Origin of the sequence: Pseudomonas sp. R3-52-08 (genome assembly GCF_003851745.1) — a bacterium.
Lineage (GTDB): Bacteria > Pseudomonadota > Gammaproteobacteria > Pseudomonadales > Pseudomonadaceae > Aquipseudomonas.
On record NZ_CP027730.1, the window covers coordinates 3,870,816 to 3,896,001 of the forward strand.

General features: G+C 58.3%; 37 protein-coding genes. 1 reads left to right on the forward strand and 36 read right to left on the reverse strand.

Going from position 1 to position 25,186, the window contains the following annotated elements; translation table 11 throughout:
• Positions 1-18: 18 nt before the first annotated feature.
• From C4J91_RS17625 to C4J91_RS17695, 14 genes are all read right to left on the reverse strand, one after another.
• Entirely contained in the window at positions 19-783 is a 765-nt protein-coding gene (locus tag C4J91_RS17625; protein ID WP_124363513.1) for a C40 family peptidase, read from the reverse strand.
• Between the two features lie 2 nt (positions 784-785).
• Complete coding sequence (locus tag C4J91_RS17630; RefSeq protein WP_124363514.1) at positions 786-1,538, reverse strand: phage minor tail protein L; 753 nt, start codon at positions 1,536-1,538, stop codon at positions 786-788.
• Between the two features lie 10 nt (positions 1,539-1,548).
• Positions 1,549-1,887, reverse strand: coding sequence for a phage tail protein (locus C4J91_RS17635; RefSeq protein ID WP_124363515.1), 339 nt, complete (start codon positions 1,885-1,887; stop codon positions 1,549-1,551).
• Positions 1,887-4,949 (reverse strand): phage tail tape measure protein, encoded by a 3,063-nt coding sequence (locus tag C4J91_RS17640; RefSeq protein WP_124363516.1) that lies wholly within the window; start codon positions 4,947-4,949, stop codon positions 1,887-1,889. Before C4J91_RS17640 ends, C4J91_RS17635 begins: the two co-directional genes overlap by 1 nt.
• Positions 4,950-4,976: 27 nt before the next feature.
• Positions 4,977-5,219 carry a DUF1799 domain-containing protein gene (locus tag C4J91_RS17645; protein WP_124363517.1) on the reverse strand — a complete coding sequence of 81 codons (243 nt, stop codon included), beginning with the start codon at positions 5,217-5,219 and terminating at the stop codon, positions 4,977-4,979.
• A gap of 77 nt (positions 5,220-5,296) precedes the next feature.
• Positions 5,297-5,677, reverse strand: coding sequence for a phage tail assembly chaperone (locus C4J91_RS17650; RefSeq protein WP_124363518.1), 381 nt, complete (start codon positions 5,675-5,677; stop codon positions 5,297-5,299).
• A gap of 2 nt (positions 5,678-5,679) precedes the next feature.
• Positions 5,680-6,351, reverse strand: a complete 672-nt coding sequence (locus tag C4J91_RS17655; protein ID WP_124363519.1) for a phage tail tube protein — start codon at positions 6,349-6,351, stop codon at positions 5,680-5,682.
• 387 nt (positions 6,352-6,738) lie between these two features.
• Positions 6,739-7,155, reverse strand: a complete 417-nt coding sequence (locus C4J91_RS17665) for a DUF4128 domain-containing protein (protein WP_124363520.1) — start codon at positions 7,153-7,155, stop codon at positions 6,739-6,741.
• Complete coding sequence (locus C4J91_RS17670; protein WP_124363521.1) at positions 7,152-7,748, reverse strand: hypothetical protein; 597 nt, start codon at positions 7,746-7,748, stop codon at positions 7,152-7,154. Before C4J91_RS17670 ends, C4J91_RS17665 begins: the two co-directional genes overlap by 4 nt.
• Positions 7,745-8,113: a hypothetical protein gene (locus tag C4J91_RS17675; RefSeq protein WP_124363522.1), complete on the reverse strand. Its 369-nt coding sequence runs from the start codon at positions 8,111-8,113 to the stop codon at positions 7,745-7,747. Before C4J91_RS17675 ends, C4J91_RS17670 begins: the two co-directional genes overlap by 4 nt.
• Before the next feature lie 300 nt (positions 8,114-8,413).
• Positions 8,414-8,917, reverse strand: a complete 504-nt coding sequence (locus C4J91_RS17680) for a DnaT-like ssDNA-binding protein (RefSeq protein ID WP_164484585.1) — start codon at positions 8,915-8,917, stop codon at positions 8,414-8,416.
• Positions 8,917-9,366, reverse strand: coding sequence for a CTP synthase (locus C4J91_RS17685; protein WP_256681603.1), 450 nt, complete (start codon positions 9,364-9,366; stop codon positions 8,917-8,919). Before C4J91_RS17685 ends, C4J91_RS17680 begins: the two co-directional genes overlap by 1 nt.
• 46 nt (positions 9,367-9,412) lie before the next feature.
• Positions 9,413-10,375, reverse strand: coding sequence for a major capsid protein (locus tag C4J91_RS17690; protein WP_065950825.1), 963 nt, complete (start codon positions 10,373-10,375; stop codon positions 9,413-9,415).
• 12 nt (positions 10,376-10,387) lie between these two features.
• On the reverse strand, positions 10,388-11,116 hold the full coding sequence (locus C4J91_RS17695; RefSeq protein ID WP_124363525.1) for a hypothetical protein: 729 nt from the start codon (positions 11,114-11,116) through the stop codon (positions 10,388-10,390).
• Positions 11,117-11,257: 141 nt separating this feature from the next.
• Between C4J91_RS17695 and C4J91_RS17700 the strand changes: the two genes are divergently transcribed.
• Positions 11,258-11,776, forward strand: coding sequence for a hypothetical protein (locus C4J91_RS17700; RefSeq protein WP_124363526.1), 519 nt, complete (start codon positions 11,258-11,260; stop codon positions 11,774-11,776).
• Here C4J91_RS17700 and C4J91_RS17705 read toward each other — a convergent pair.
• The 22 genes from C4J91_RS17705 to C4J91_RS17810 all read right to left on the reverse strand — a co-directional run bounded on the left by C4J91_RS17705 (position 11,773) and on the right by C4J91_RS17810 (position 25,114).
• Entirely contained in the window at positions 11,773-12,861 is a 1,089-nt protein-coding gene (locus tag C4J91_RS17705; RefSeq protein WP_124363527.1) for a minor capsid protein, read from the reverse strand. The genes C4J91_RS17700 and C4J91_RS17705 overlap by 4 nt on opposite strands.
• Positions 12,836-14,254 (reverse strand): DUF4055 domain-containing protein, encoded by a 1,419-nt coding sequence (locus C4J91_RS17710; RefSeq protein WP_124363528.1) that lies wholly within the window; start codon positions 14,252-14,254, stop codon positions 12,836-12,838. The genes C4J91_RS17705 and C4J91_RS17710 overlap by 26 nt, the downstream gene beginning before the upstream one ends.
• On the reverse strand, positions 14,251-15,552 hold the full coding sequence (locus C4J91_RS17715) for a terminase large subunit domain-containing protein (protein ID WP_124363529.1): 1,302 nt from the start codon (positions 15,550-15,552) through the stop codon (positions 14,251-14,253). The genes C4J91_RS17710 and C4J91_RS17715 overlap by 4 nt, the downstream gene beginning before the upstream one ends.
• The gene (locus C4J91_RS17720) at positions 15,539-16,000 is read right to left on the reverse strand and encodes a DUF2280 domain-containing protein (RefSeq protein WP_124363530.1); all 462 of its coding nucleotides are present in this window, start codon (positions 15,998-16,000) and stop codon (positions 15,539-15,541) included. The genes C4J91_RS17715 and C4J91_RS17720 overlap by 14 nt, the downstream gene beginning before the upstream one ends.
• A gap of 31 nt (positions 16,001-16,031) precedes the next feature.
• The gene (locus C4J91_RS17725) at positions 16,032-16,655 is read right to left on the reverse strand and encodes a putative metallopeptidase (RefSeq protein WP_124363531.1); all 624 of its coding nucleotides are present in this window, start codon (positions 16,653-16,655) and stop codon (positions 16,032-16,034) included.
• Positions 16,621-17,082: a proteasome subunit beta gene (locus C4J91_RS17730; protein WP_124363532.1), complete on the reverse strand. Its 462-nt coding sequence runs from the start codon at positions 17,080-17,082 to the stop codon at positions 16,621-16,623. The genes C4J91_RS17725 and C4J91_RS17730 overlap by 35 nt, the downstream gene beginning before the upstream one ends.
• Positions 17,079-17,270 carry a hypothetical protein gene (locus tag C4J91_RS17735; protein WP_124363533.1) on the reverse strand — a complete coding sequence of 64 codons (192 nt, stop codon included), beginning with the start codon at positions 17,268-17,270 and terminating at the stop codon, positions 17,079-17,081. The genes C4J91_RS17730 and C4J91_RS17735 overlap by 4 nt, the downstream gene beginning before the upstream one ends.
• On the reverse strand, positions 17,267-17,488 hold the full coding sequence (locus C4J91_RS17740; RefSeq protein ID WP_124363534.1) for a hypothetical protein: 222 nt from the start codon (positions 17,486-17,488) through the stop codon (positions 17,267-17,269). Before C4J91_RS17740 ends, C4J91_RS17735 begins: the two co-directional genes overlap by 4 nt.
• On the reverse strand, positions 17,485-17,748 hold the full coding sequence (locus C4J91_RS17745; RefSeq protein WP_124363535.1) for a hypothetical protein: 264 nt from the start codon (positions 17,746-17,748) through the stop codon (positions 17,485-17,487). Before C4J91_RS17745 ends, C4J91_RS17740 begins: the two co-directional genes overlap by 4 nt.
• A 59-nt stretch (positions 17,749-17,807) precedes the next feature.
• Positions 17,808-18,056 carry a hypothetical protein gene (locus tag C4J91_RS17750; RefSeq protein WP_124363536.1) on the reverse strand — a complete coding sequence of 83 codons (249 nt, stop codon included), beginning with the start codon at positions 18,054-18,056 and terminating at the stop codon, positions 17,808-17,810.
• 47 nt (positions 18,057-18,103) lie between these two features.
• On the reverse strand, positions 18,104-18,448 hold the full coding sequence (locus C4J91_RS17755; protein WP_124363537.1) for a hypothetical protein: 345 nt from the start codon (positions 18,446-18,448) through the stop codon (positions 18,104-18,106).
• Entirely contained in the window at positions 18,445-18,783 is a 339-nt protein-coding gene (locus C4J91_RS17760) for a hypothetical protein (protein WP_010211438.1), read from the reverse strand. Before C4J91_RS17760 ends, C4J91_RS17755 begins: the two co-directional genes overlap by 4 nt.
• A 196-nt stretch (positions 18,784-18,979) precedes the next feature.
• Positions 18,980-19,525 carry a hypothetical protein gene (locus C4J91_RS17765; RefSeq protein ID WP_124363538.1) on the reverse strand — a complete coding sequence of 182 codons (546 nt, stop codon included), beginning with the start codon at positions 19,523-19,525 and terminating at the stop codon, positions 18,980-18,982.
• A gap of 72 nt (positions 19,526-19,597) precedes the next feature.
• Positions 19,598-19,915: an FxLYD domain-containing protein gene (locus C4J91_RS17770; protein ID WP_124363539.1), complete on the reverse strand. Its 318-nt coding sequence runs from the start codon at positions 19,913-19,915 to the stop codon at positions 19,598-19,600.
• 194 nt (positions 19,916-20,109) lie between these two features.
• Positions 20,110-20,493 (reverse strand): antiterminator Q family protein, encoded by a 384-nt coding sequence (locus C4J91_RS17775; protein ID WP_124363540.1) that lies wholly within the window; start codon positions 20,491-20,493, stop codon positions 20,110-20,112.
• Positions 20,490-20,777, reverse strand: coding sequence for a hypothetical protein (locus tag C4J91_RS17780; protein WP_124363541.1), 288 nt, complete (start codon positions 20,775-20,777; stop codon positions 20,490-20,492). The genes C4J91_RS17775 and C4J91_RS17780 overlap by 4 nt, the downstream gene beginning before the upstream one ends.
• The gene (locus C4J91_RS17785) at positions 20,770-22,146 is read right to left on the reverse strand and encodes a replicative DNA helicase (RefSeq protein WP_124363542.1); all 1,377 of its coding nucleotides are present in this window, start codon (positions 22,144-22,146) and stop codon (positions 20,770-20,772) included. Before C4J91_RS17785 ends, C4J91_RS17780 begins: the two co-directional genes overlap by 8 nt.
• A complete protein-coding gene (locus C4J91_RS17790; protein ID WP_124363543.1) occupies positions 22,143-22,928 on the reverse strand; it encodes an ATP-binding protein in 786 nt (261 codons plus the stop codon). The genes C4J91_RS17785 and C4J91_RS17790 overlap by 4 nt, the downstream gene beginning before the upstream one ends.
• A complete protein-coding gene (locus C4J91_RS17795; RefSeq protein WP_124363544.1) occupies positions 22,925-23,932 on the reverse strand; it encodes a hypothetical protein in 1,008 nt (335 codons plus the stop codon). Before C4J91_RS17795 ends, C4J91_RS17790 begins: the two co-directional genes overlap by 4 nt.
• Positions 23,932-24,168 (reverse strand): hypothetical protein, encoded by a 237-nt coding sequence (locus C4J91_RS17800; protein WP_053128920.1) that lies wholly within the window; start codon positions 24,166-24,168, stop codon positions 23,932-23,934. The genes C4J91_RS17795 and C4J91_RS17800 overlap by 1 nt, the downstream gene beginning before the upstream one ends.
• Positions 24,165-24,743 carry a hypothetical protein gene (locus C4J91_RS17805; protein ID WP_124363545.1) on the reverse strand — a complete coding sequence of 193 codons (579 nt, stop codon included), beginning with the start codon at positions 24,741-24,743 and terminating at the stop codon, positions 24,165-24,167. Before C4J91_RS17805 ends, C4J91_RS17800 begins: the two co-directional genes overlap by 4 nt.
• A complete protein-coding gene (locus C4J91_RS17810; protein WP_124363546.1) occupies positions 24,740-25,114 on the reverse strand; it encodes a hypothetical protein in 375 nt (124 codons plus the stop codon). Before C4J91_RS17810 ends, C4J91_RS17805 begins: the two co-directional genes overlap by 4 nt.
• Positions 25,115-25,186 lie beyond the last annotated feature (72 nt).

The following is a 25,186-nucleotide window of genomic DNA, read 5'->3' on the forward strand; positions in this document are numbered from 1 at the left end:
CCCTGCGGACATGCCGCGTCATGTTGGTTGTTTCGCATCTTTGTGCCTGAGGATCAGACGGGTCCGGTCATGCCAAGGCCCGCCGTAGATGATGATCTCGGACGGCCTACCGTAAAGGTGGTGCAGCAGGAATGGACCAGGGCCGAAGGCGCCCGACTCTTCGCCGGGTAACGCCGGATCAGTGCCCAGGTAGATCCCGGCATGGTTCGGGTGAACTGTCCGCCCGACGTGCATGACGATCATGTCGCCACGCTGGGGTCGGTCGACACGAACAAAGCCGGCGGCCTCGTAGTGCTGCTCGTACAAGCTGGCGTTCTCTGCACTCTCCCACCAACCATCGGTGCGCTGGAATGCTTCGAACTCAAGGCCCCACTCACGTTGATACCAGTCAGCGCAGACCTGCCAGCAGTCCCAGGCGCCGTGCACGAACGGGCGCTTGAGCAGCGGCGTGCTGCCGGTCGGCGTGATCGTTCGCAGGTCGCCCTCGGGCCAACTTAGGATGTGCCAGGGCAAGGCGGTTGCCTCGCACATGGCCAGGTCATGCGGTGACGGCCTGCTGGTGGCGTCCGGGTGGGAGTGAACGATGCCGATAACTTCACCTACGTCTTCAGCCGCAGCATAATCCTCCGGATCAAGCCGAAACTCTTCGTTCGGCTCCGTGGCGATGTTCCTGCATGGAAAGTACTTCTGCGCGCGGCCGACGGCCAGCAACAGGCCGCAGCATTCTTTCGGATACTGAGCCACCGCGTGCGCCTGGATGGCCGCAATGATGTGCTTGCGCATGGTCAGCTCCTCGCTATCAAGCTGACGGCGGGGAATCCGCCGTGGGAGAGCTCGTTGTCTTCACCAAAACGCACCTTGCATGAAGACAAGCAGCCCTTGCACTGGTCCAGAGCTGGGTCGTCCGTTGGGTTGTCCTCGTCGTCGAACATGGCAGCGCCGGTATAGTTACAATCAGGGCCTCTGTATCCACCTGACATGGCCCAGTGGCAGAACGTGGTCATCTGCCGACCGGGAAGTCCGTGGTTGTCGATCTCGCCAGGTGAAGAGAGCTCCCAGACAACAGCCTCCCCGTCTTCGCTGGTTTTCTGGTCGATGTACCAGATTTCCAGCGCTTCCTGGGTCGGGTCAGCAGTCGGGTTGCCCTCGGGGAAGTTCACTGCATCCAAGTACTTGGCCATCGTCTCGCGAACTGTCAGCTTGAACTTCAGCAGGTCCTCGAAAGCCAGGCACAGCGCCGTGACGCGCCCATTGATATTGCCCGCAGCGAAAGTTGGCCGGGAGGCGGTCCCGTCGCTGCTCGATGAGATGCCATCGATCTGCACAGGCCAGGCTGCGTACTCGGCGCCCTGCCACCAAATAGACTTGGCGGGCAGGTCCGCTTCCGAATGCTCGTAGGCCAGTAGCTCCTCGGGCGTGTACGGGATTGCGTGACCGTGGAAGCGCAGGTAATCGGCGCCGTATTCGGTCCCGTCGATTTCGAACAGGCGAATCTCGCCGCCGGGCTCCAGTTTCTGGATGTCCGTGATCAGTGCCATGTGCGGTTACTCAGGGATGAAAGGTTTGCTGGAAGGTCGCGGTGATGGCGTAGACCTGGCCGCCTCTGTGGACTGGCTTGTAGCCGTTGCACTTGTAAAGGCCGAGTTCGCCGAGCGGCGGCTCCCAGAGGAAGCCATTCGCCCCTTTGTGCCGATCGAGGAAAGCCATGATGTCCTTGATGCGCGGCTTCAGACCGGTAAACGTCACCGGCCACGATTGCGATCGGTTGTTCAATCCATCCTCGACCGACTGCTCATATCCATCGCCGAACTGCTTGGAGCGAACGCGTTGGGTAATATTCCCTTCCGCGCCCTTCTCCGTGGCCCAGGTAAATCGTTCGATAGCCATCATCGCCCCTTGATTGCCTTGTTGATGACGCCGCCTTGGCGCATGTCCTTGGAGCGCAGCTCCTGATATTTCTGCTCCACGAACGTCGCCAGCTCCTTGCCGAACAGGTCATAGCCAGGCGCGTCAGCGGTGGACGACGCGTTTCCGTCGCCATCGATATGCACCTCGACATTGATCTGCGTTGCGCCAGCACCACCGCCGCCCATCGCCATCACCCCCAACTTACCGCTGGAAGTCCGGGTCAACGGCATGATCGCCTCTTCCCCCGCCTCGCCCATGACACCGGTTTTGCCGTTGGCCATGCCGAACGCCGTGGGCTTGCTCACGATTGAGTTAGTAAAAGCGCCGCCGTCGGCGAACATCTGCACGCCGCCCGACCAAGCACCACCCTTCGCTTGCGGGAAATACGTGCTCGAGTAGCCGGCCGAGGACGCGCCCAAGTTCGAGGACGTTGCCCCGGCAGATCCCGCTGCCAGCCCATTGCCGCCGCCAGCAGCGCTGCCGCCGAAGTAGCTCGCTGCAGCGCCCACCAGACTACCCAGCAATGCCGAGCTGGCCTGGCGGGTAGCAATGCGCGCCATGTCGGCCAGGATCGATTTGGCGAAGTCCGAGAACGACGCCTTGCCGGTCATGGCAAAGTTGACGATAGAGTCCTCCATGGAGCTGAAGGCGTTCCCGAACAGGCTCTTGGTCTGGCCGGCGATATCCTTCGCCGAGTCCAGATAGTTTTCCCATGCGGCGGTTGCGCCCTTCGTCCAGTCGCCCTGGGCATTCTCCACATCAGCGTAGTTCTGCCGGATCTGGTCAGTTGCGGCCTTGTTCGCGTCTGCGAGCGCTTGTGATTTCCGCTTGAACTCTTCCTCCGACATGTTTCGCGACGGGTCGGAGCGCTGGTTTTCCAACTCAAGTGACTGTTGAGCAAACCTGTCTTGCTGGCTGTTCAACTGCCCGCTCAGTGCGTTCTGTCGGTCACCCTGGCCGACGCCGAGCACTGCGCGCTGGCCTGCCAGTTCCAACGCCCGCTGCTGCTGCCCGAGCGCCTGTACGTAGGAACTGATCGAACGCTCTTGCTTAGCAAGGCGCCCGGTCTCGTTGGAGGCGAGCACTTCAAGCTGGCTGTCCGCGTCCTTCTGCGCCTTGACCATGCCAGCACGCGCGTCGGCGATCTTCTGGTCGAGCTGGATGCTTTGCGCGGCTGATGTGGTCTTCTTGACTTTGGCGGCTTCCAGCGCGGCAATCTCCGCCTCGTAAGCCGCCGTGGTCTGGTCGAGCTGGTTGCCGATCAGCGCCTGGCGTCGAAGCAGATAGTCTTCCTCGGACAGCAGCCCTGCCTTTTGAGCCGCCTCCAGTTCCTTCTGGTAGTTTTTGTAGGTGTCGGTGATTGCGGCCAATTCGTTCTTGGCGTCATTGAAAGCAGTCAGGTCGACCTGTGTACCGGCGGCCTTGGGATCCTTGAACTTGGCGTTGATGTTGGAGATGTTTTTATCGACAACGTCCTGCTGGAGACGGGGATCGTTTGGCGCAACCTTCCGGATATCCGCGAGTTGCTGCTTATAGTCTTCAATCTCCTTCGTCCGCTTTTGCTCATTGGTCAACGACGACTTGGTCAGCGCATCAACCTTCGTCATTGCCGTGACAGCCGCTCCCTGGGCCTTGGCCTGCTCGCCCTCCCACTTGGCGATGTCTGCCTGAGCTGCCTTTTCGTCCTCCAGCATGTTCAGGCGGTTTTGCCTGAACTCAATCAAAGCGTCCTTTGACTTTTGGCTTTGGAACAGGCCATCCATGCCCTGAGCTTCAGCCAGGCCAGCGCGAGCATTCTCGATGTCCGAGTTGATGTCGCGGCGGCCGGCGTTTTTCAGGCCGTCCGCAGCTTGGGCGACAGCGTTATATGCCTTCTCCCAGAAGCTCAGATTCTCCAGAATCTTTGGAGTGCGCTCGTTGATGGCGTCGGCGTAGGACTCGGTCGCAAGCTTCACGGCCCCCGCGTGGTCGCCCTGCTCTTCCAGTGCGGCGATCTGCGAGTAAACCGAAGCAGTGAGGTAGTGATACTGCTCATTCAGCGCTGCCGAGGCCTGAACTGGGTCATCGGCGAGCTTCACAAACTCGGCAACCGTCTCGCCCACCGCTTTGCCCGTGGCTTCCTGCATCGACACTGCGGCCTGGGTGATGCCAGTAAAGCTTTCGCCGGCGATCTTGCCATTGTCTGCCAGCAGCGCTAAGACTGCGGCCGCCTGGCCAGTGGTGCCTACGATAGCGCTGACCTGCCGCGCCATGTCGCCCAGCTGCCCAGCACTCACGCCGGCATAGTTGCCAGTAAGGATCAGTGACTTGTTGTAGCGGTCCTGCTCTTCGCTGCCCTTGTAGTAGGCGACGGCCAAGCCTCCCACGGCGGCGGTGGCCAGGGCCAGCGGCGCCAGGATGGTGAGCAGACCAGCCGCACCAGCGCCAGCGCCAGCGCCCAACTGCGCTACGGCACGAACGCCGCTTCCCCAGTCACCAGAGGAAAGCGCGTTACCCAACTGCACAACGTTTTCCTGAGCCTGGCGGGTACCGAGGCGCAGCTTGTCGAAACCAGTGGCGGTTTTTTCGAGCTTTGCGTAGTCCTTGTCGATCTTACCCAGCGCGTTGTTGTACTGGTCCTGGCTGATTCGGCCCTCGTCGAGGTGCTTGCCGAGCTGCTCGACTTGGTTGTCCAGCTTTGCCAGCGCCGCGCGGGCCGGGTCAATCGCACCCAGCAGGCTGTTCAAGGCCTTCTGCTCATCCATAGCAGACTTGGCCAAGGCCACCTGCTGCTTGTCGAGCTGTGCCGAGATCTTCGCCGCCTCGGCCTCGCCATAGGCACCAGTCTTGGTCAGCTTGGCGAGAGCATCACGCTGCTTTGCAAGGTCCTGGGTGGTTTTGGCGCTGGTGGACAGCGACTTTTCCAGGGCCTGCATTTCGTTCATCAGCGAAACGGCGGACTGCTCGGCCCGGCCGCCAGCCTTCGCCATTTCATCCAGGCTCGTTTTCGCCTGGATTGCATCGGCCGAGTCGATCTTGACGCCGAGTTCTGCAATGTTCATCGACTCACCTTGAATAAGTGCCCGTGGTTACGGGCTGTTTTCCCTTTCCTCCGCCATAACGCGCAGGGCTTCGCCTTCCAGGACCTGAAGGTCAGGGAAGATGTCAGCGAGTTTCTTTTTCTTGATGCCGAGAAAACCGGCCACGTCGCGGATGCTGCTGTAGTCGAGGCCAATCGCGCCGCCGGCGCCTGCTCGCCACTGGGTGGACATCCGGTTGAATAGGAGGAAGGCAGACCAGAGGCACGGCCAAACCTCGAACTCTTCTTCCATGTCCTCTGCGTCCCAGCCGAAAGCCGCGATCTGCTCGGCATCCGGGGGGGGCTCATACAGGGCGCGGGCGGCGCGGATCAGTTTCCCGTGCGAGCCTTGGCGAAAGCTGCCTGGTACGCATCCACGACGGCCTCGGTCGTCCCATGACACGAAGTCACCAAAGCCTTGATGCTCTCGTCATCGAACTTGTCGTCGAACTCCCAGCCAACGACCAGATCCTTGATCTGCTGCATCTGGTTTTCGGTATCCACGGCAATAATTTCCGATACCGTCGGCTTTTCACCAAAGCGCTCTTGGCCGTCCTTGCGCCGCTGATTCCACTCATCGAACAGGGCTGCCAATTCGATACGGTTTCGATACTTGAACGTGAATTCAACCTTCACTGGCTCCTGGCCAACCACGGGGATCATCACCGCACCCAGAAACGTCGGCGCCTGGGCAATCTTGAATTTCGCCATGATTAAGCTCCGCCGCCTGCAGCAACAGGCGCGCGATACGCAGTGATTTCCGCGTTGATGGTGAACCCGAAGGAGACAGCAGCGCCTTCGTTACGAACCAGCGTCGGCGTCTTGTTGAACGATGCGTAGCCAGCGTAGTAGATCGTTTTGCCGTTGGGCAGCGACATACGCAGGATGCGGACTTCCTTCTCGCGGTCAGCCTTATCGAGCTCTTCGTACCAAGCCAGGCTGTCATCGTCAGCCAATTGGAAGGCGAAAGCCTGTGCGTTTTTGGTGGTTGGGATCTGCTTGTCGCGACGAGCCTCGAGCGGCGCATAAGTCCAGTACTGCTGCTCGCCACCGGACATGGAGTTGCCGATCACTTGGTTGACGGCTACCCAGCCGGTAACTTTCTTGGCGGTGCCGCCGCTGATCCCGTCCGGGAAGAAAGCAACATTGGATGTGTCGATGCCCTCTAGGGTAAATGCGCCGGCGGCGGCGTTGGATACACGCACGGCGCGCTCGTTGATGTCCTCCCAGCCGGAGGTGACGAGCAGAATATCGCCATTGGCAAAACCGTTCGCCGCGCTGGTAGCGACACCCGGGTTCGCGTTACTGATTGAAGAAATCAGCTTGGCGGCAGCGAATCCGCTGGAAATCGAAAGTGTTGCCCCGTTGGGGAAATAAACAGACATGGGTTTTCCTCTGTGCAGAAATGACAAAACCCGCTCAATGGCGGGTTCCGGAGTTGCCCAACGGGCGAATTTGTTTGGTGCTATTCAAGTTCCATATTGCTGCGAACCTCGTCTAGAGGGATTCCAGACTTTGAACCGACGACGACGCCGGTGAGCCCGCAAATGGGGCAGCAAGCATGCCGATCCTCGTACCACTTGATGATCTCTTCAGGTTTCAGCCATGCGCCGCAGCCAGTACAAAGGCACCTGTCGCTCTCGCTAATTTCATCACGATTCCGATAGCAGTGGTCATCTACCAACTCGCTCAAATACTGAAGACGTTGCTTCCTATTTTCTTCCATCACGGGTCCGCCCTACCAATCTGTGATGGGATTGTACTCTAGGGGCTCAGTAGGTTTCGGCGCGGTATTGGAAGGACACCGGCAGGGTGAAGGCTGTGTCCTCAGTCTGCTCGGGGCCTGGCTCAACAGGAGTCATTATCAAAGCCGTTAGCTCGTCACGGATTAGACGATCGTTCAACGGGTACAGCGCGGCAAGTTCATCGGCGATCGTCTCGGCACCGCCAGGACCATTGCCTGTCGGCGTTACGATGGTGATTTGAAATAGACCAGTGTAGAGCCGATGCTCGCCGGCCAAGTCGTTGCTGTCGGTTCCGGCTGGTAGAAGAAACGCCCTGAGGTACGTTTCGCCGCTGTTCGGGGTGAATGGCACGTTCTGGTAGGCGATGCGCAACGCAGGCATTCGGGCGGATGCCCAGGCCTTCAGGCGCGATTCCAGCAAAGCGCGGATTAACTTGTGGCTCATACCTGATTGTTCCTGATGGCCTCCAGCACGATCTGCTGGAAGCGAGCCACGGTTACCCGGACCATACCGCCGGGAGCCTGGGTGGAATGACCGAACTCCAGCGGGATCGCGTAGGGCAAATTGTTGATGATGTAGGCCATCTGGCCGGCGGTGAAGTCGCTCATTGCGGCCACCAGTGCGGCAGTGGTTTCGACGCCGCTTGGGTCCACCTCGTCAAATATGACGCTCTCTACCACACCGAGCGATATGTGCCAGTTCGCTCGGAACCGGCCGCCGACGTAGCCCTCAGGCGCTCTGACGTCCATGCCGTCGTTGAGCTTGCGGCCTTTCTTAAGCCTGCCGCCCTTAGTTAGATTGGCCGAATCACTGCGCAGCGCGCTGTTGTGGTCGTCGACCGCCTTGTTGTACTGGGTCGCCACAGCGTTCTGCGCCCAGATCTCCGGGTTACCCACGGGTGACATCCGGATCAGGCTGCTGCCGACCTCGATGATGATTTCGCGCACACTTGCGTCAATGGCTTCGCTGGTCTGGGCGGCGAACTCGGCCAGGCTCAGGGCGAAGCTGCCGGATTGTCCGGCGCCTGCGCGGCTCACGACCGTACCTGCAGCTCGTACAGGATCGGTGTGCCGGCGGGGTTGATCTCTTTCAGAGGAGGTACGATTGACCAGGTCCGGCCCTGGGCCACTACTTTGTCGAGCAGACCCGGTACCCAGGCCAATCCCTGCGCGGCGATCTTGAGCTTCTTGTCGCCCTGCTTGATGAGGCTGTTGTTCTGAAATTCTTGGCCGGTGAAGTCGAGCAGGATGCCCTGAGCAATCTGCTCGACAGTTGCCCCCGGCGCTTCGCCTCCCGTCTCCGGGTCGTACTCGCCCTGCTCCGTCTTGCTGATGTTCACGGGCTGGCCGAACTCTGTGATCATCTCCAGAGCCATCACGGCCATTTCGTCGTAAAAGGCCATGGTGGCTCCAGGAATGAAAAACCCAGCGCGATGGCTGGGCTTGGGTAGCAAATAACAAGCTAAGTGATTGAAACCACCTTAGCGTCAAACTCCGAATCCTCTGTCTCAAAAAGAGATCCGTCACGTCGAACATCCAACGTTTCTACAGAAGACACATTCACGCGCCAGTGGTAGCAGTAGTCGTGCACTACAACTACCTCAAGGTCCTGGGGCATAGCTTTCAGCAGCTCTATTAGCTCAGACACTTTCATTCAGCAGCCTCTTTAGCGGCAAAGCGCGCCCAAAAATAAAGATGCCGAATTATGCCCGAACAGCGAACAGTCCGCGCTTCTGTAGGTAGTCGGCAAACTGAGTTGCGCTCGGCCGGTCCGGTGCAGCAGGCAATAGCCGATTGCTTGTATTGGAGATCGTCGCGTACTCGCGAGTGACCGCGCCCTCGATGCGCTCAAGTGTCACAGCACCCTTGCGCTTGTCGATTGGGTCGATGTCGTCCTGATGTATCTCGGCGGCCAGCGCCATCTGCCCGTACTGAATGCGCGCGGGCAAGTAGTTGTTCGGCTTGATCTCGTGATCCAGCAGCACTTCTCGGCGCGGCCAGGACAGGGCCTGATCGCTATTCGACTTGCGACCCTTCCAGGTCATGCCATCCATCACCAAGGCGGCCCGGCGCAGCAACGCCTCTTGCGCGGGAGCGCCCGCCGGGATGACCGTGCCGAATTTCACGGCATACAGGGCCAGGTCCTCGGCGCTCGCGTAGCTTTCGGCGTCAGGCTTGCCGGTACCGTCCTCGATGATGAGCATGATTACTCCTTGATTTCGTTCAGGCGGTCAGCCTCGGCCTTCGCTTCATCGGCAGTGCCGACGAACTCGCCGAATCGTACACCGTCGCGGGTGATGATGATCCACTGGTCGTTCGATTCCAGCTTCGGAATGTAGACCGGCTCATCCTTCGTGCCATCCTTGAGGGTCCCGTTGGTGCCACCGGTCAGCACGTTTTTACCGGTCTTTTCCTTACCAGCGGCCACTTTGTCCTTCGCGGTCTTTTCCTTACCGGCGGCGGACGTAACCGGAGTTTTGCGGGTCTGCACCTCGACCTCAATCTGGGCAGCGTCATACGCGGCTTTGATCTCAGGGTAATCGCCCACGATAACGACCTTGGTCACACCACGCTCCACCGCACGAAACAGATCAGGATTGCGGTAGCGCTTGTTCGGGTCGAAATCGCCCAGTTGGTTGCTGTAAATGAGTTCCATGATTCTCTCCATGGCGGCCATTGCTGGCCGCGTCTTGGGGTGGGTATCAGCCGGCGGCAGGCGGCGTGGTGGTCAGGGTGATCATCACGCCGGCGGTGACCTTGTTGCTGTCCGAGTGCTTGACCCAGTTGGCAGCCGAACCAACAGCGGCCAGGGTTGGGTTGGCACCGCCAGTGGTTTCCTTCCAGCTGTAGCCCAGCACGTCGATGTTTACTGTGCCTTCTGCGCGGTAACCAATACCGAGGTTTTCCTCGTCGTTCACCTCGTAGGACCGGAAGCCCGGAGCCTGGGATTCAGTAATCACGACAGCATTCGGCAACAGACCGAAAATCACGTCAGCCGGTGCGGTGTCGGTCACCAGCACTGGCTTGCCCAGCGTGCCAGGCAGACCGCCGTAGATGACGACGCCAGCCTCCTCGTAGACCTTGTTCGCGATCGCTTCGTCCACGATGTCAAAATAGGCGGACGAGTGCATTACCCACAGGGCGATGCGTCCGAACTTGTCGCCGAATTTGCGCATGCCACGGGTCAGGGTTTTCTTGCCGTCGGTCTCGATGTTGGCCGAGACCACCATGCCTGCGTTGGAGCCGATCGCGGCACGCAGCGCGGCGGTGGCGTAGTGGATGAAGCCCTCCAGGGTAGCGTCGGCCACATCAACGCCGATGATTTGGGAGAATTCATCAACTGGACGGCCGCGACGCTTGAACGCTTCTTCGGTGGTCTGGTACGGGCCGTATTTCCACGGTGCCTTCACACCAACAGCTTCACCGGCGCCGATCTTCTTCGAAACCACTTTGGCTTCGGAGTTTACGTCGCGGTGATCCAGCCCGCCGCCGAGCTTGTAGAACGCTCGCTTGCGGAAATCGCCTTCGATCATTTCGTTGTCGAGGACGATGGCGCCGTTGGAGGATGCGTTGAACACATCCAAGTTGTCCTGGACGCGCTCCAGGTATGCGGTTTGCGCCTCATCGTTGTAGATGATCAGGTCGCTGTTGACGGTTGTCGCCATGGGTGTTTCCCCTTACTTGGGCAATTGCAGATATGCGGTTTGGCCGTGCTTGCGCTGGTAGTCGCGCTTCTGCTCGGAGGTCATTTCGGAGCGCTTGAATGCAGCCTGGCCGCCACCCCCGCCCGGGGCTTGTGTCCCTGAAGCCCTTGGCCACAGGTGAGGTGCGCTTTCACGCAGGGATTCCGCCCATTCGAGCGGGGTCAGAGGGGTCTTGCCGTCTTTGCCGAGGATGGTCTGGCCGGACTCATCCACAGCGACCGCTTCGCCGTCTTCGTTCAGGGTGAACACGCCTTTGGCGCGCAGGATGATGTCGTCCGTAGCTTCAGGAATCGCGCCAGCCTTCAATGCAGCGCTGCGCACCGCGTCGCCCAGGACTTTGCCTTGGAACTTGGCGGCGAAGGACTCGGCCTTCTCTGCGCGCGCGCTGACGGTCTTCAACTGCTTGTCATATTCGCCACGCAAGCGCTCGGTGCGCTTGTTGAATACCTCGTCCACCTTGCCCTCTGTCAGAAGCTTGGTTTCTTCGTCTTGGCCTGCACGACTGAGCAACCCTTTCACGGCATCAATGTCGATGCCTTCGAATTGGGTTTCAAACTGGGTCAGCTTGCCGGAGGTTTCCTTCAGCTTGCCCAGCAGTTCCGAGTTCTTGGTTTTCAAGCCGGAAACGGATGCTTCAACGGCAGTCGCGATAGCGGCCTTGATTGCCGGGTTTTCCAGGTCGATTTCGTTTTCTTCTGCCACGTGATGCACCCCTTGGGTATGTTTTGCCCACTTCGCAGGCAATAAAAAACCCGCCTTAGCGGGTTCGTTTTCAGATACAGGTCGTTAAGATCAGTCGGCCTGATTACGATCTAATGAGCAATTCACGGTAAAGGAACCCGCATGACTAACAGACATCCACCCTCGCCAAGCTCAAAAAGCCGCATTCCCGAGGCGATATTCGCAGCTTGCATTGCCGCACTGGCGGCGATTTTTGTCGCGTTTCTGACATGGTATTCCGCAGAGCGAGCTTTGCGCCTATCCACCACAGAAAGCTGCATCAGGAAAATCGATCAACGAGAGGATGACCTTAGGGACAAAACCGGCAATTTCCTGGCTCTGTATGCTGAGTGGCTTACGACTTCTGAGAATCCAAATTTCAATATCAATGACTACTACCAATCCGGCGGGAAGGCAATTGCCGCCGCTCAGGAACTTTCCGTTAATGCGCCTCTTCGATTCGGATTGGCTGCGGTTATGGCGGGTGACTCCATAAGGCAGCGCATGACCGCCAAAACCGAAGAAGAAAAAACGGCCGTATTGAAAGAGCTCAAAAATCCCAACTATGATCTCTTTAAGTTTTTCTTTGATGAGCTCAATACCTTTGAAGAACAACGAGTAGCGTGCAATTCGCAAAGTTAGGTGATACCGGACTTCTCAAACGCCAGCGGCTCTAATCTCTTCATCTGCGCCAGGGTCAGCGGAGCGAAGTTGCGGTCAAGCTGCAACTCAGTGAAGCGCTCGACGGTCAACCCGCCCTCCCGGAACAGCTTGGCCCGTACAGGTCCGATAGCCACGTCCTGGAACGATGCCGGCTGCTGCTGGAGCCAGTGGTAGTAATCGAGGTCAGCGTTGACCTGCTGTCCGCCATTGGCACCAACAGAAGCCCGCGTAGCGCCTTTGGCAAACATCGCGCTGAGCTTGGTCAGTAGGATGAAGGTGGTACGGCAATTCGGGTGAAACGGCGGCCGGGGGCCGGACTCCACGGGAAACTTGCGCTTATCCATCGAGCGGCATTGCTGGCTGGTCTTGCTGTCCAGCGTCGCCACCATTTGGATCTCTTCGACGATATCCGTGTTGGCCTTGGCCACCTCCATGCGCGCCTGAGACGAAACATGCTGAATCGCGGTATGTACGACCGTGCTGGCATTGCGGCTGGTGGTAGCAAGCATCCCGTCCTTGTACCCCGCCGCCTTGGTGCCGCGGATGTTGCGAATGATCTGGAAGTTCGTCTGCCCTTCGAAGAACCCCTGCCGGATGGTGCCGGTGACGCGCTCACGTTCGGCGCCGGTCCAGCCCTTGATGAAGGCTTTCAACAGCTTGCCGCCACCGGTACCGCGCACACTGAGCGGATTCGTCAGCACGGCGGTGCGGATTGCAGCAGCTGTCGGCGCGACCACATCCAGTGACACGCCAACCGGTGCCGACCTGGCAAGACTGGTCGCCTCGAACTCTGCCTCGTAGTTGGCGATATCCACCAGGTCGAGATTCAGTTGCGCGCTGTAGCGATCGAAGATGCCCAACAGCAGGCTATCCACTTCCTTCAGCAACGCTTCAAGGCGCTTGACGTTGTACTCAGTGAGGTCCGACTGGGTGAGTCGGTCACGGATCGAGCGGTCAATCTCCTTGAGGAAGGGAGCGAACTTGCCCACCTCCCCAGCTTTGAGCTTTTCGAGGAAAACGGCGTGCCGAATGGTCGCGTCAAGTATCGCTTGGTTCGCTGCCATCTATCTTGTCCTCGTCGTCCAGCCCAAGGCCATCGCCCTGCTCTTCCAGCTCGCCGTCGATCTGTTTGTCTGTGCGCTCTGGTGCGATCAGCCCAAGCTTGCGCAGGTAAGCCCGCAAGTCAGCCTTGGCGAATCCGCCGTTCTGCCACAAGCCAACCAAGGCAGTGATCATCTGCGGATCAGCCGAGAGTTCGACGAACTCCTGATTCACCTGGTAGGCGACCTTCTTGTCGGTGATTCCCATGTAGGTGCAGCACCACATGATGGCTCGTGTGTAGGCTTCGCTGACGTTCGCCACGCACCCGGCAAGAACTGATGTCGATGCTGACTGATCGCCGCGGGACTCTGTAGCGGTCTTGGTCGCAAGTGACGCAACCACCATACGGGCGCCCAGCTCGATCATCATCTGGTTTTTGTCGGCCATGGCCTCCTTGACCAGCGTGTTGGGCGTGGGCTGCGCATAACCGAATGCACCGCCAACGGGAAGCATCATCGGGGCCCTGGAGCCGACATAGATGCCGTTCTTCTCCATCCAGTCGCGCCATTGCTCATCCAGACCGCTGATCCACGGCTGAGCCTGCCCACACCAGAACACGCTGTCTTCGTAGTCAGCGCTGTTCCGGTAATGGCCCAGGTTGATCATGGCGATATCGTAAAGCGGCGATTCGTCGATGCTCGGGTCGTTGTTCTGCGCGCCGACGAAGGTGAACGGGATCTCCTTCAGCCGGCCGCCAGCGCCTTTCGGACGGAACTCCTCGGCAACCGCCAGTGGCCCGCCAGTCTCGGGCCCTGACCGGCGCCATACTCGACAAACGAAGCCGTCTTCCTCCAAGGCCAGCTCCCGGTATTGCTCAACCGTCTTGAAGCCGAAGCCATCAGGGATTTCCGGCGATTCCTTCAGCACTACCAGCGTCAGCACACTGTGTCCGTTCACCATGCCAGTGCGCCAATTAATGATCTCCTCGGCACAGTAGGTGAGGATCACCGCGTGCCCGCCAATGCCATTATCTTGGTGATAGTCGACGTACAGGCCATGCCGCCCAGCCTCGAGCACCTTTTCCAGCGTGCCCTGAGAGTGCTGATAAATGCTCACCCCGGAGCCGTTGGCGTTGTCTTGCAGGTACTCAAGCTTCGTCGGTACCGTCAGCGTCGGGTCTTTGTGGAAAGCCAGGCCAAGCAGCCCGTTTCGGGTGTGCCCGGTGGCGTTCTTGAACACCGCACGCTCACGGTAAGCTCGATTCCGGTCCTGATTTTCCGGCGATTTGTCGTGCGCGTTGATGTACGGCAGCCGATCGACAACCCGGTGCTGGCCTGCGCAGACGTCGCGAACGGTCGCCCAGCGGTCCAGCACTGCCGTGTATTCCGCCCGCTTGAAGGAGACGTCGTTGCTCATCGGGCGTATCCCATTTTGATAGCGGTGACCGGTTTGATGATCGGGTACTCGCGGTGGATGAAGTAGCCGCCTGCGTCGTTCGCGTGATCGATGCCGGCAGTTTTATCTGGCTCCCCATTCGTGCCCCACACCTGCTGCTCCAGGCCATCGGCGTAAGTCGGACAGGTGAACGGGTTGACCAGGTAGCGGCGCTCGCCCTGCGCATTGCAGAAGACGGCGTTCATTGCGTTGATTCGGTCCTTCACCGGCGGATTAGCCGCTGGAGCGATGACCGTAAACCCGGCCTGTTTGAGCATGGCCAGGTCGGTGATGCTGGCGTTCACGGACTTGCGCGAATCGCCCGAGGCATCGGGGTAGACCCTGATTTCGCAGGTTTTCTTGAAGTCGTTGCCGTCGTGCTGCCAGTAGCGTTCCTTGATGCGGCGGATCATGTCGGGCGTGTCGTAGCCGTCGATCAACTCATCCACTGCCCTGGGCAGGCCCTGGTCGCGCTTGACGTGGGTGATCGCCGCCATCTTGCCGACGTTGAAGTCCATCCCAATGAAAAGCGGCTCCCCGGACTGCACGGTGTCGAAGCATCCGTTCAGCTTGCGGTCGTAGGCCGTGTAGATCGTGCCGGACGTCAGGTTGACGAACTGGCCTTTGAGGTAGGCCATGATCAACTGCGGCGGATACGACTCCATTAGTGATGCAATGTAGTCATCCGGCAAGTTCAGCTCGTTATCGAACGTGCTGGCTTGCACCAGGCCGTACATCTCTTTGAGTGACGGCTTGTCGCGCAGCTGCTTCACGAACTGCAGGAAGACGAACTTGAAGCCTTCCGGTGTCGTGGTGACGTCCACCCCGTTTTTCAGCCCGGGCAGGTTGTAGCGCATCCGGGCAATGATCTTGCGCCAGGCCTGCTGAGCCTTGACGGCGGTCAGCACGTCCAGCTCATCCACCAGGGCATGGCCGATCTTGAAGCCGACAATCGTCTGCGGCTTCTCCATCGACCGGCAAATCACAGTGCCGCGATACTGCCGGCCGCTATAGATGTGAACCTCGTGGTTCGCCTGGTTGATCTTGGTCTTCAGCCCCCAGTCGTAGGCCACTTCATCCATGGTCGGATAGAAGATGTCCCGGATCTGCGGATAAGTCGGTGCGAAGTAGCCAGCGTTGACCCCAGGCCACTCCATGAAATGCTTGCTCAGTGCCGAGCATCCCACCCAGGTCTTGCCTGAGCCGAACCCGGCAACGAACGCGCGAAACTTGTGGGGCAGCGTGAGGAACTGAGCCTGCGGAACGTTAAGGCTCGGCATTCGGCTTCCTCGCATCCACCACGTCGACCTGGATGCGGGTCGGGATCACCGGTTCGTCGCCAGCTTCTTCCTTCCTGGCCCGGTTGACGTAGATGTCGCCAGTTTCCTTCGCAGCCTGTTCGAGGATCTGCATAGCCAGGCCGATGTTCTTCATCGACTCGGCCCTCTCCACGAAGCGGTTCATGGCGCGAAGGCGGAAGGCGCGGTTGGCGATCGGGATATCGACTGTTTCTTCCCTGAAGCGCTTGCGACACTCTTCAAAAAACGTCTTCCACTTCTGCCCGAGGTCGCGACCGGAATACTTGGTGGGGTCGTATCGCTCACACAGTTGGCGGGATACTTCGATGCCGTATTGCTCCTTGACGGCCTGGCAAACCTGACTGGGGGTGTCGAAGCAGGCCAGCGCTTGGACAATAAAGGTCTTCACCTCGTCTTTCAGGGCTGCCATAGATTCGTTTTCCGTCAAGGGCTGTCAAGGATTAAGCCAGCTTGAGCAGACAGGTTCCGCAGGCCCTCGCAATGTTCAATTTCCCCACCTCAGCAGGACTGTTTGCAGCATCCACCAAAGCTTGAACGTCAGGGCTCGCGCCGTAGCGGCGGACTACACCGACGAACTCTTCGACGTCGTGGCCCTGCAGCTTGATCTTCGGTGCACCGTCTTGGGTGAATGCTGGTTGACCGTACTTGTCGGTCGCGTGAGCTAGGTGATACAGCTCGTGTTCGATCAAGGCGCAGAACTCAAGGTCGCTGCACTGGACGCAGTAGTCAGCCGCCAGGGTGATGATGAAGGCCGGAACATCGCCGAACCAATCACGCATCTGTTGCTCCATGCGGGCTTTCTGCCAGCCACCGGCACGGAACGCTACCTGTTCGGCCTGGCCCAGGACTGTGCGGCCTTGCTTGCTGAAGCTCGACGACGCCCACATGACCCGGATGTCTGCATCCAGTAAGTGGGCATGGTCTTCGTTGTGAATGGTTCCCGTGTCGGTAAGGATCTCGGCTTGGAGCCATTCCCATACTTCAGGGGCTGGAGTCAGGCGGATACCGAAGTCGGATAGGTCAGACAGCTCAAGCAGTGACGCCGGGGGTATTGGTCTTTGCATCAGCCATACCCTCGTCAATGATCAGTGTGCGGATTGTGCCGCCGGTGCTGGTGTCGCGCTTGGAAGCCATCTCCACCGCCTGATAAGCAGTGGCGCCCATGTCCATTGCGGTGATGGCGTTGTCCGAACCGCTACCGATTGCGTACTCGTGGTCTACCGGGTATTTGAACAGTCGGCCCTCAGTCCAGATGATCTCTGTCACCCGTCCATCGTGTACGACTATCACCTGAGCATCACACTCCCCTTCAATCTTCGCACCAAAGAAGGCATCCATCAGGTTCAGAATGTCAGAGGTCGAACCAGAGCCGAAGAACACATGCCCATCGCGCTCACGCTTCTTGTCTGCGCTGTCAGTGATGATCCTTCCATCGCATGTTCGGCGGGAGTCATAGGCGATCACGCCGTCTTTGTAGGCAATGGTCGTCATACGGTTACCATCTGATGTGTTTGTGCATGGGCATGCCCGTGGAGCAATCCAACGAGCAAGCCCTGGGGAAGCCCGGCTTCTTTGGCAGCGTCCACGGCATCGGCAATAGCCTTGTCGAGTGCGGTTATTGCGGCGTTGATGTCCGAGCTCATTGGCAGAGCGTGGCGCAGGCGGGTGACGTTACTCACGATTCCTCCAGGGTTAGAACGGTGATCTCACCCCACACAGGATGGAAGTCGACATACTCGCCGTCCGTGGACTTGAGCGGCTGGTCGGCTACAACAGCGATACCGGCCTTCGCGTCGCACCAGATCACATGCGTGACGGGCTGGCCGTCGATGGCCACTTCCCGCCGGCCTCGACCATCATCCCAGTAGTGGACATGCTCGCCTGACTGGTCGCTCATGCAAGACGCTCCAGGGTGACTGGGTCAACCTCGATGTAGCCCATGCCGAAGTCGAACAAAGTGGTCTTCTGCCCGCACTTGCCGCAAGTACATACATCGTGGAACGGTGCTGGGCCATCCAGCTCGACGTGACGCCATCCGCCGCAGTTTGCCTGCCACGTATCGCACTTAGGGCACCGCTGATCGCAGTAGTAGCGATTCAGCCAGGCTTTGCGCTCTTGGCGCTCAGCCCAATGCTTGATCCAGGTCCAGATACTCATATCTTTCCCCAATTGCGCGCCACGATTTGGCGCATTCGAAAACGTGGCGCGGAATTGCGTTACTCGGTCCGCCGACCTGAGATGACTTCGCCAAGCGTCAAGCGGTGACGGCTGCGCTGCGATTTGATCCCGGCGGTGATGTCCTTGGCGACCATCCCGTTAGCAACGTCATCAGCGATGTGCCCATTGGCGAACTCACCGATGACACTGGACACGGCACCGGCCTGCGAGCCGTCTTGATTCGACGCGGCTTCGTAGCGGGTCACGACATAACGGGTGACTGGGCGAACTTGGTATTCGGTACTCATATAGCCTCCGGCCTGCGCACAGGCTGATTGTGGGTGAAACGTGTCTGCTACTTACCCCGGCGGTCGACACCACCAGGTGCCTTGTCGCATTGCAGGCAGTGCTCGCAGTTCAGCGTTCGGCAGAGCCAGGCCTTCACCCGCAACCAGCAGGTGACCATGAACATGTGCCGTACTCCGGCCATGCAGAGTGCGACATGGAAAGTCACTCCAGCACTGGTCGGGCCAAAGAAGATGTTCTGGCTACGGGTCATCACGACGAACCCGCTGATGGCAATGGCCGAATAGATCAGCTTGCCCAGGATGCCGTCCCTCACCTTCCCGCTCAGTACGCACCAGGCAGCCCATAGGGCGATCAGGCCGCAGGCGATGGAGTTGATCAGTTCAAGATTCATGGTGGATTGCCTCCCCCGAACCGCTGGCGAATGAGCGCCCAGAGGTCAGCGGCTTTGATGGCTCGGTTGATTGCTGCCAGGAGGGAACCGCCGAATGTGCCCAGCAAGAATCCGATGCCGGCGACGATCTTGGGCTCGGTGACATTCAGGTAGGCGCTGACCATGCTCGTCAGGTACAGCGAGCAGGCTACCCCGGTGATCAAGAACACCATCCAGGCGCGCCAGTCGGACAAGTCGTCCTTGTGCCACCAGCTCGCAACGACAGCCCCAATCAGGCCCGCAATCAGCAATTCGAACCTGTCGATCTTGTCGAGCAGGCGCTGTAGATACTCCATGCGCTCGACTCCGTGGGGCATGTTTGAAATAGGTCAGCCCCGGCGGCACTCCCTGCTCAGAGCGAAGGGTGTGGCGGGGCCGAAAACAGAAAGGCCCCGATCATGTCGAGGCTTATTGATTCCAAGAAGCAAAAAGCCCAGCACTTGGCCGGGCTTCAGTATTTATTCGAAAGGGCTGAATCAGACTCGCAGATTGTTAAACTAGCAACGCCTGCTCTTCATCCTCCAAGGCCCTAAGAGACTCCCCAACCTTCTCATTGAATTCGTTGAAAAGACTTCCAGCATCAAGAACAGCATCCTCCGCCGCATTATGCGAGATCGCGAATGAGGCCTGAGAGCAAAGCTTTGACAGCCTTTCTGCCATGTCTCTTACATGCTCGTCACGGACACGAACCTTGGTCAGGGTAACTTGACGGAAGGCAGAGCGAGATCGGTCATTCACGTCTTCGGTTAACTCGCTCTCACCCCAGCTCCCGGTTTCTTGGTACATATTGCATTCAGCTAGGTGCAGCACCGTGGTGCAACGCATCAAATCCGAAATAGCGATTTGTATGTCCCCGAGCGCTTTTCGTTGAATATCAATCCGCTGCATGAGGATGAGTTCTTTGCGTTTTTCGACTCTGGATTCTCTTTCAAACCCAGCCCGTCTTTTTTCCGTCCATGAATCAAAAAAAGCTTTTAGAAAGGCACCGATGACCAGTGTAACTACGGGAAACCAAATCGATGGACTTATGCCTTCCACTATTTCGTCCTTTTCAAGCGTCGAGGCCCACAAAGCAAAAGCCCAACTCTAGGGTCGGGCGTCTATCTAAATTCAGTAAATATCGATGCTGCTTAGCTTGGCCTGAGCAAATGGTGCGGTGGTAGGTGCTGAAAACTTCCAGTTCTCACCAGGACCAATGTCCGCTGCGTGAGCCACTGTATTGCCGATTACATTCCCGGCCGCGTCATAAAGCTTGAACTTCACAAATACAGAACCCAGCTGGGCATTCGTATTGTTGTGAGCAGTGCCCATTACCGCGATAAATCCTTCAGGAGCCTTGCCTGCATGAATACCGGAAACCGTTACACGGTCGTCTGCAAGCGCGAAGGTGGAAATCAAGAGTGCGGCCATGGCGAGGATCTTTCGCATCGGTACTGCTCCATTTTAAATAGAGCTCAACCTTTGCCCAACCAAAGAGTTCTGTCAACATCCCAGCTACTGTGTATTCGCTCTGTACTCGCACAAAAAGCCCGACTCGAAGGCCGGGCTCTTTGTGTGTCGCGCTTGAAAAGCTGAACACGTTGCCATGAAAACAAGGCTATTCCGCGTGTGCAAGTATTTTTTTATGCGGCTTCGATGAATCGCTCCAGCGAGCAGTCTATCCATCCGACGCCCGTCTTGATGATTTCCCTGGCCTTGGCTTCGCTCATATCGTACTTGTTGCCAACTCGCTTGGCTGGCCACTTGGCCGCGTAGTACAGCCAAACGAAGTCGCCCATTTCAGGCGCCCGCTTGCAAAGCCTAGCAACTGCGCCATCAACGACAATAGCCAGTTCATCCGTTATGACATAGGACCTACATGTCGATGGAATCATATCTCTCATGATCGCCCAGGACGGCGACACATAGCTCGGCACGCCCATACCATCCATGCGCCAGAAGCCCCACTGTTCAAGCATGTACTCGGTATCACCCAAAGGAAGACGCGCTGGTTTTCTGGTATTCATGCGGCTTTCCTCGGATCTGGATCAATCAGGCCAAACAGGTCACGCAGCAACCGGTCAGCGGGTTTGTTCTTTGCATTGCCCTCGATCAGCCAGCGTTGCCCGAAATCATGGAAACCAATCTGCGCTCGACTGCCGTGCCAACTGGCGACCATATCCAACAGGTAGGCCAGCGCACTCGGCCCGCCGACTTTGACCTTGGCCAGTTCCTCACCCGCAATCTTCAGAAAGCGCCGCTCCAGGTCGCTCATGCTTTTGCGCGGCAATGCTGCTGTGACATTACTCATGATCTTTTCTCCCCTTTGAGCGGCTGGTGAATTTCAATACGCGCCCCATTTCAACCTCTTCGGTGCTTGGTGCTTTACCTCCGAAATCAACAAACCTGACGTACTTGCCCTGCTGCTGCACAAGGCACGAACCGACCTTTGCGTGCCTGACCTTGCCGACGATGAGTTCGGTTACTCCGTTCTGGCCCTCTTCGCTGTCCATATCGCGGTGCACCAAGATCACTACATCAGCGTCCTGCTCGATCTGCCCAGAGTCCCGGATGTCACTCGGGCGAGGACGCTTGTCTGGACGATTGGTTGAGCCGCGGTTGAGCTGGGCCAGCACGATCACCGGGATCTTGAGCTCCTTGGCCAGGTTCTTCAGGGCCGTAGATATCTTCCCGACCTCGATAGAGCGATTGGCGCTACCTTCGGCGCTGATCAACTGGACGTAATCGACCAGCAACACGCTGAGCCCTTCCCTGCGCTGGCATTGCCGGGCGATTGAGCGGATGCGGGGCATCGTCATGCCCGCTTGGTCATTTACAAACAGCTTGGCTTCGTTGAGGACGCTGACCGCGCTGGTTAGCTTTGGCCAGTCATGGTCTTCAAGATCGCCACTGTCCAACTTGCTCAGATTGACGCTACCGATCGATGCAAGACCGCGAGTGATCAATTCCTCCTTGGTCATTTCCATGGAGAAAGCCAAGCCGACGCCATCAAGGTTGCAGGTGACGTGCTGGGCGATTTGCAGGCCGAGGATGGTCTTGCCTGAACCTGTCAGGCCGCCAACGACGATCATGTTGCCCGGACGTAACCCGCGCACTAACTCATCAAGATCCGTCAGCCCAGTCGAAAGCCCGGTTGGCATCGTTTTGTTGAACTTCGAGTCTATGGCGTCGACAACACCAGGAAGGATTTCGCTCGCCCTGTAGTAATCCCGCTGGCCGTCGTCGTCCAGATCACGTAGGTCAGCCGTCGCCTGCTGGGCAAGTGCGATGATCTCCGCAAGCGGTAGTTCTTCCGTGGCTTGCTCACGAATCACATCTCCGGCCTCAACCACCCGACGAAGTATTGCCCGCTCCCGAACGTGCCGAGCGTACGTCTTCCAGTTGGCGGTGCTGCTCACGTTATTGACGATCTCGACTGCGAACGCCAGGGTGCTATCACCGCTCGGCAACTTCGGCCGCCAAAGCCCAACTGTGACCGGGTCAACCGGATCACCTGTGGCGTGGCAGTCAATGATTGCCTGGTAGAGCGCGGCGTTCTCCAAGTCGTGGAAATCGGAGACGCTGACCTTGCTGGTCACTTCGTCGAACAGATCCGGTTTCAGCATGATCGCGCCCAGGACGCCATGCTCGGCTTCGATGCTGAACAGTTCGCGGCTCATACGGCACCCCGCGCAGATGCCCAGCGAAATACCACCACAATGCCGCTCTTGTCGCGCAGGCGGTCAACAGCTCGATCACCCAGGCACTGGCGCAGCTCGGTCACGCCCAGGTTGCTCACCACGATTGTGGGCTTGATCTTCTCGTACCGGCCATTGATCACCTCGAACAGCACCTGGCGTTCGAAGTCGGTCCCGTGCTGAACGCCAACCTCATCGATGACCAGCAGGTCGGGGTGAATCAAGTCGGCGTAGACATCCGCCTCGGTACGCCCGCGATTGCCAAACGTGGCTTTCACATCGCGGATGATTGAACCGGCGGTAGCGTAAAGACCGCGTAGTCCATCATGAGCGTGTTCGCGGATCACGGCCTGCAGTATGGCCGCGCCCAAGTGCGTTTTTCCTGTGCCAACGGTACCCAGCAACATCGCGGAACGCCCGACGGCAAAGTTCTCGCCGAATGCTTCAACGAAACCGCCGCAGGCTGCATGCGCTTGAACCTGCGCAGGAGCCTCAGCAATCCAGTTGTCCAGAGTGCAGCCCATGAAGCGATAGGGGATACCTGCGTCGAGGAGGCGTTCGTTCAGCAGTCGGTCCCGCTGGATACCCACCGCCTTCGAACGCTGGTCAAAGTCTTGTGAGTGGCGAGCATCGAAGTGGCAACGGAGGCAACCGAACCAAACCGGATCGGCGCCAAACTGTTGCACCAGGTGATCAGCAAAGCTGCCATCCACCTGGCATTCACCCGCCCGAGTTTCGAGGGTGTACTTTGGTTTTGTGGTCATGGGGTCACGCTCGCAATTCGATAGGTGCCGTCGGTCTGCTGCTCAAGGCCGTCGGTGTGGTCAATTCTGTTGAGGTCCACGTGATGGGACTGCTCGGTCGTAGCCAGGAGCTCGTCTTCCCAACATCGGCCGTTGAGCCAGGTAGCTGGGAGCGGAATGTATTGGCCGCCGTCCTTGATCCAGTCAGGTCGCAGACAGTGCCTTGCCAATGCAGCAAGCACGGTTTCGCGCAGTGCAGCGTCAGGTTTGAGCTTCTTCCAGGCTGACTCGGCGCTCGGTCGTTTCTGACGCCGCGGGTACAACCGGTAGAACTGCTCAAAACCGTCTAGCGGATCCGCAGCTGCAGGTTTGATATCTCGCTTCGGTTTCAAGTCCGCCGAAGCGGGTTGATCAGTTACGGGTTGCGCCTGCCCATTTGCCTCAGCTTGAGATTCCAGTGTCGTATCGTCCGGCGGAGCATCGCGACGATGGACATGCTCTTGATCTTGTTCTTCTCCTTTCCTATTACCCATCCCTTCCCTTCCGGGGTCGAGGCCTATCAGAGGATTCGACGAGTCCTCGTCGAGAAGTAGTCGAATGATCTTAGAGGGCTCGCCGACAGAATCACCTCCAGGCCCCGGTTTCTGGTTGTCATCAGTGCCAGCCCCCAGAAGTGGCGGACTGGACACCGCTGGGGACTGAACAAACTCCGGGTACTTGAAGGTTGGTTTATCGATCCTTTGGTGCTCCCACCCGCTGACATGCAAATACCGCTTGCCAGAGTGCTCGTAGAAGGCCAAAAGACCGTTCGACGACAGCTCGTCGAGCATTCGACGAATACTCGACGAGCTGATTTCGTCACCGGGAAAAACCCGGGCCTTGATGGTTTTCTCCGAGTCAGGATGATTGCCGCCATCGTCACAAAAATTCCAAATACCAATGAACAGCAAGCGTGTCAGAGCCTGGCACTCCATCACCTGTTCACTGCTCCAGAACTCTGGCTTGATCGTCCTAATGCGCGCCATCAGATATCCAGCTCCTCTGTCACGCGACGGATGAAGGCATCGTAGGTTTCAGCCATCTCGAAACCTTGGCGCTCCAGCGACTCGCGGTAGGCCTTGGCGCTGCCGTAAAGCACCCAGCGCTCGCGCTCTGGAAGCGTTCGGAAGTTACCGTAGGTTGGCCAGGGGCCGGCGATGGTGCAGGCCGTTGCAGGTTTAATTACGGGGATTCCCGTAGTTGATTCGACAGAGCCGATCATTGCAGCGTCTCCCCATGCTTGCGGCACATCCCGGCACCCATGGTTTCCATTGAGCCGCCAGACAGGCGCAACACCAGCAGGCGCAGTGCTGTGGTGGAGTCAATTGAGAGCGTGCGAGCCTCGTCCAACGCCAAAGCCTGCGGTGAGTGGTCCATGATCAGAACTCGAACGCGATCGCTGTAGTTGAACGCCGCGCAAGCCAGTTGTTGGTCCGTCAGGCCGGCGAATGCCTCATCCGGTAGGCACTCCCCAGGGAACACGACGATGGGAATGCTGTTTTCTGGTCGTGGCTTTCCCTCCAACAAGTGGCAGCTCATGGCTTCAAAGTGATCCAGGGCAACTTGCCTTGCATCGTGGCCAGTCCTACGCCTGAACAGCACCATGAGTGCGTAGTAGGCTCGGTACAGGTCAACGTGAGTGTCATCCTCTTTTTCAATGGAGTACTCAGGCTCGTCGATGACGTCTAGCGTGTCCTTGACGACCTCGAAACACTTCAACAACAGCGCTGCATCGGGATATTTCTCGAAGTGCGCTTCGTCGATGACGGTTGGGCCAGTTTCTTTGGGAAGACTCATGAGTCGAACTCCACACTGCAGTACCCGCCAGCTTGCAGCACGCGCCGAGTTCCAAATAACTTCAGATTTACAGCCTCACAATCCTCACGGTAGCGATCGTATTCGGGGCCGGTACCGACAGCTTGGTTATCGACCCAATCCGGCAAATGCTTGCGAGCACGCATTTCGTTGAGAAAGGTCCACCACCTAGAATAGTGTTTACGCTCAGCCTGGATAAGCTCTGCAACAGCTATACGCTGCTCCTCGGAAAGGCCGTGTAGTACGCTCCCCTCTTTAGCCTCATACAAAGTGGCCTCGGTATCTCGTACTTTTGGATTTGGAAACGCATGTACATTCGAGCTTGCTTGTTCTTTACGGATTGCGCGTGCCATGATTAACACCTCTGCAGTTGTGTAGTCCTGATCACACAGGACGATTAGATGAGCCCGGTTCCCGCCGGGTTT

Bases quoted from the DNA above. Each gene is read 5' to 3' on its own strand.
- C4J91_RS17625 (WP_124363513.1), bottom strand. From the start codon at position 783: ATGCGCAAGCACATCATTGCGGCCATCCAGGCGCACGCGGTGGCTCAG.
- C4J91_RS17630 (WP_124363514.1), bottom strand. From the start codon at position 1,538: ATGGCACTGATCACGGACATCCAGAAACTGGAGCCCGGCGGCGAGATT.
- C4J91_RS17635 (WP_124363515.1), bottom strand. From the start codon at position 1,887: ATGGCTATCGAACGATTTACCTGGGCCACGGAGAAGGGCGCGGAAGGG.
- C4J91_RS17640 (WP_124363516.1), bottom strand. From the start codon at position 4,949: ATGAACATTGCAGAACTCGGCGTCAAGATCGACTCGGCCGATGCAATC.
- C4J91_RS17645 (WP_124363517.1), bottom strand. From the start codon at position 5,219: ATGGAAGAAGAGTTCGAGGTTTGGCCGTGCCTCTGGTCTGCCTTCCTC.
- C4J91_RS17650 (WP_124363518.1), bottom strand. From the start codon at position 5,677: ATGGCGAAATTCAAGATTGCCCAGGCGCCGACGTTTCTGGGTGCGGTG.
- C4J91_RS17655 (WP_124363519.1), bottom strand. From the start codon at position 6,351: ATGTCTGTTTATTTCCCCAACGGGGCAACACTTTCGATTTCCAGCGGA.
- C4J91_RS17665 (WP_124363520.1), bottom strand. From the start codon at position 7,155: ATGAGCCACAAGTTAATCCGCGCTTTGCTGGAATCGCGCCTGAAGGCC.
- C4J91_RS17675 (WP_124363522.1), bottom strand. From the start codon at position 8,113: ATGGCCTTTTACGACGAAATGGCCGTGATGGCTCTGGAGATGATCACA.
- C4J91_RS17685 (WP_256681603.1), bottom strand. From the start codon at position 9,366: ATGGAACTCATTTACAGCAACCAACTGGGCGATTTCGACCCGAACAAG.
- C4J91_RS17690 (WP_065950825.1), bottom strand. From the start codon at position 10,375: ATGGCGACAACCGTCAACAGCGACCTGATCATCTACAACGATGAGGCG.
- C4J91_RS17700 (WP_124363526.1), top strand. From the start codon at position 11,258: ATGACTAACAGACATCCACCCTCGCCAAGCTCAAAAAGCCGCATTCCC.
- C4J91_RS17705 (WP_124363527.1), bottom strand. From the start codon at position 12,861: ATGGCAGCGAACCAAGCGATACTTGACGCGACCATTCGGCACGCCGTT.
- C4J91_RS17710 (WP_124363528.1), bottom strand. From the start codon at position 14,254: ATGAGCAACGACGTCTCCTTCAAGCGGGCGGAATACACGGCAGTGCTG.
- C4J91_RS17715 (WP_124363529.1), bottom strand. From the start codon at position 15,552: ATGCCGAGCCTTAACGTTCCGCAGGCTCAGTTCCTCACGCTGCCCCAC.
- C4J91_RS17720 (WP_124363530.1), bottom strand. From the start codon at position 16,000: ATGGCAGCCCTGAAAGACGAGGTGAAGACCTTTATTGTCCAAGCGCTG.
- C4J91_RS17725 (WP_124363531.1), bottom strand. From the start codon at position 16,655: ATGCAAAGACCAATACCCCCGGCGTCACTGCTTGAGCTGTCTGACCTA.
- C4J91_RS17730 (WP_124363532.1), bottom strand. From the start codon at position 17,082: ATGACGACCATTGCCTACAAAGACGGCGTGATCGCCTATGACTCCCGC.
- C4J91_RS17740 (WP_124363534.1), bottom strand. From the start codon at position 17,488: ATGAGCGACCAGTCAGGCGAGCATGTCCACTACTGGGATGATGGTCGA.
- C4J91_RS17745 (WP_124363535.1), bottom strand. From the start codon at position 17,748: ATGAGTATCTGGACCTGGATCAAGCATTGGGCTGAGCGCCAAGAGCGC.
- C4J91_RS17750 (WP_124363536.1), bottom strand. From the start codon at position 18,056: ATGAGTACCGAATACCAAGTTCGCCCAGTCACCCGTTATGTCGTGACC.
- C4J91_RS17755 (WP_124363537.1), bottom strand. From the start codon at position 18,448: ATGAATCTTGAACTGATCAACTCCATCGCCTGCGGCCTGATCGCCCTA.
- C4J91_RS17760 (WP_010211438.1), bottom strand. From the start codon at position 18,783: ATGGAGTATCTACAGCGCCTGCTCGACAAGATCGACAGGTTCGAATTG.
- C4J91_RS17770 (WP_124363539.1), bottom strand. From the start codon at position 19,915: ATGCGAAAGATCCTCGCCATGGCCGCACTCTTGATTTCCACCTTCGCG.
- C4J91_RS17775 (WP_124363540.1), bottom strand. From the start codon at position 20,493: ATGAATACCAGAAAACCAGCGCGTCTTCCTTTGGGTGATACCGAGTAC.
- C4J91_RS17780 (WP_124363541.1), bottom strand. From the start codon at position 20,777: ATGAGTAATGTCACAGCAGCATTGCCGCGCAAAAGCATGAGCGACCTG.
- C4J91_RS17785 (WP_124363542.1), bottom strand. From the start codon at position 22,146: ATGAGCCGCGAACTGTTCAGCATCGAAGCCGAGCATGGCGTCCTGGGC.
- C4J91_RS17790 (WP_124363543.1), bottom strand. From the start codon at position 22,928: ATGACCACAAAACCAAAGTACACCCTCGAAACTCGGGCGGGTGAATGC.
- C4J91_RS17795 (WP_124363544.1), bottom strand. From the start codon at position 23,932: ATGGCGCGCATTAGGACGATCAAGCCAGAGTTCTGGAGCAGTGAACAG.
- C4J91_RS17800 (WP_053128920.1), bottom strand. From the start codon at position 24,168: ATGATCGGCTCTGTCGAATCAACTACGGGAATCCCCGTAATTAAACCT.
- C4J91_RS17805 (WP_124363545.1), bottom strand. From the start codon at position 24,743: ATGAGTCTTCCCAAAGAAACTGGCCCAACCGTCATCGACGAAGCGCAC.
- C4J91_RS17810 (WP_124363546.1), bottom strand. From the start codon at position 25,114: ATGGCACGCGCAATCCGTAAAGAACAAGCAAGCTCGAATGTACATGCG.